The following is a 1,976-nucleotide window of genomic DNA, read 5'->3' as shown; positions in this document are numbered from 1 at the left end:
GAAACAAGACGCAACTTGCTTCTACAACTCAACCACAACACAAAAAAAGGTGTGGGAATAAACGGAATCAATTAAACTAACATTATAACTATATATTACACATTAAATATAATGATAGCAAGATATTTTCTAATTTATAAATCTGGTTCTTCCAATCTTAAAAAACTATTGGGCTTTAAACGTAATACTTTATTACATATCCGTACTTACTACTAAATATAACTTAAAATAAAGGGTATACCCAAAAATTGTCGAATAATCCCGAATGAGGAGAGTGAAAAATATGTTATTAGAAGAGTATTATGCACTACAAACAAAAATATTCTTAGTAGAGTAGTTGAGCCCCCAGGTAAAGTAATGAATACAAAAGGAGAAAGAGTATTTTTATCAGCCACAGATCAATTATGTTGGGGCGTTCCAGTTGCTGCTACTAGAGAAAAATTAGTATTATACGCAAAGGAATTTCAAACGTGTGTGGAATACTATAATGATAATAAAATTGCAAAAATTAACTTTGATAATATTAGTAGTCCATTACTAATTCCTGAAGTATGGGCATTATGTTCATATGATAATTATAAAGACCAATTTATCAAATTAATGGAGATTACACTTCAATCAACAACAGAACTAAAAGACAAAAAGTTTGATGTTGACCATTGGTTTAGTAAAAAACAAGTTGAAGAAGCGAAGTCAGAAAGCATTTATTTACGGTTAATATTAGCTAAATCCCGCCCAAATCGTAGTCATGGTGCAGCGTCTGAACGAAAGGCTTCTGATTATCAAGAAGAAGCTACTCAACATACAAAGGATCTTGAACTCTTGACACCAATACAGTTACTGAAAGCACTTGAAAGAAGATTCTCTCAAGCAATACTTTTCCATAAGAGAAACAAGGAGGAAAAAGAAGAAATAATTACATTTTTAATGAATGCTCTTGGTGTACCAAGGGAAATCGTAGAAGAAAAATACTTCCCACATTTTTACAAATTTTACTATAAAAATCAATGGGGGCAATGAATTTAGGTTCTCAATGGTGAAAAGTCTGCTATTTCCAATGTATTTCATATCAGTTCTCAGCATTTTGGCAAGAAGTACATCTTCTAAGTAATGTTAGACGACACATAGAAAAAGAGGCATTTTAAAGGCCTCTTTTTCTATATTATAAATTTGCTCTTCTAATCTCTTAACCTTTTCATCTAAGGAAACTACTTTTGAATCTGAGAGTCGAGAAAATCTTTAAAATCTGTTGCTCTTTCTTCACTAATGATTGCCATCTCATTTACGATTTCATATAAGAGTTCGTACGCAGAAAGATACGCTTCATGAACCCGATCATCATTTTTATAAAGATTTGTAGATTGAACTTTGTCTAAATTATTCCTAATAGAAATAATTCTCTCTGTATAATTGTTATTTGGTAATAAGATAGCTTCTATTAAATCATATATAGAAAATATTTCCTCGAATGTTACAGAATAAGGCCTTGTACATTCCTTAATTAATAAGAAAAAGTGAGTGAAAAAATAAGGCGCTCTTAGTTCCTCATTTACTATTTTGTGCTTAAACTTTAACGACTTGTTAATCTTTAAAAACTGTGCAAAAAAAATATTAGCAAATGAAATGTTTAAATCCATTTGATTCTCTAGTTTCACGTTGCTAGGTAATTCATCTTTACTTGAAGGATGCGAGTAATCTCTTTTCCACACTTGATAGATATTAATAATATCCACACTTGTATAAACTAGATTCTTTTCAATGTGTTGCAATACTTCATGAAAAATATCAGAAGGTTTTTGGTAAGTAGTGTTCAGTTCATAAAAATCATCATAATATGACTCAGATTTTATATAATCGGTTAATTTAAAAATTATTGGTGAATATAAGTTTTGATAACATGCTTTCTTATAGTTTTTCTTTTCTCTTCTTAGGGTAAGAATGTGACTTATTAATTGTGCGGTAGATGCTGCTAAAAA

General features: G+C 30.1%; 2 protein-coding genes. One reads left to right on the top strand and one right to left on the bottom strand.

Annotation, left to right across the window (positions count from 1 at the left end; all coding sequences use genetic code 11):
- Nucleotides 1-357 precede the first annotated feature (357 nt).
- Nucleotides 358-1,020, top strand: coding sequence for a hypothetical protein (locus KVT31_RS29275; protein ID WP_217613699.1), 663 nt, complete (start codon nt 358-360; stop codon nt 1,018-1,020).
- 188 nt (nt 1,021-1,208) lie between these two features.
- Here KVT31_RS29275 and KVT31_RS29270 read toward each other — a convergent pair.
- Nucleotides 1,209-1,976, bottom strand: a 768-nt coding sequence (locus tag KVT31_RS29270; protein WP_217613698.1) for a hypothetical protein, incomplete at its 5' end; no start/stop codon positions are given.

It is taken from the genome of Bacillus sp. GbtcB14, from assembly GCF_019091205.1.
In the GTDB taxonomy this organism is placed as follows: Bacteria; Bacillota; Bacilli; order Bacillales; family Bacillaceae_G; genus Bacillus_A; species Bacillus_A cereus_AG.
This window is presented reverse-complemented; position numbering and strand designations above follow the sequence as displayed.

What these genes read in the sequence shown, in the direction of transcription:
- KVT31_RS29275 (WP_217613699.1), top strand. Translation starts at nt 358, where the DNA reads ATGAATACAAAAGGAGAAAGAGTATTTTTATCAGCCACAGATCAATTA.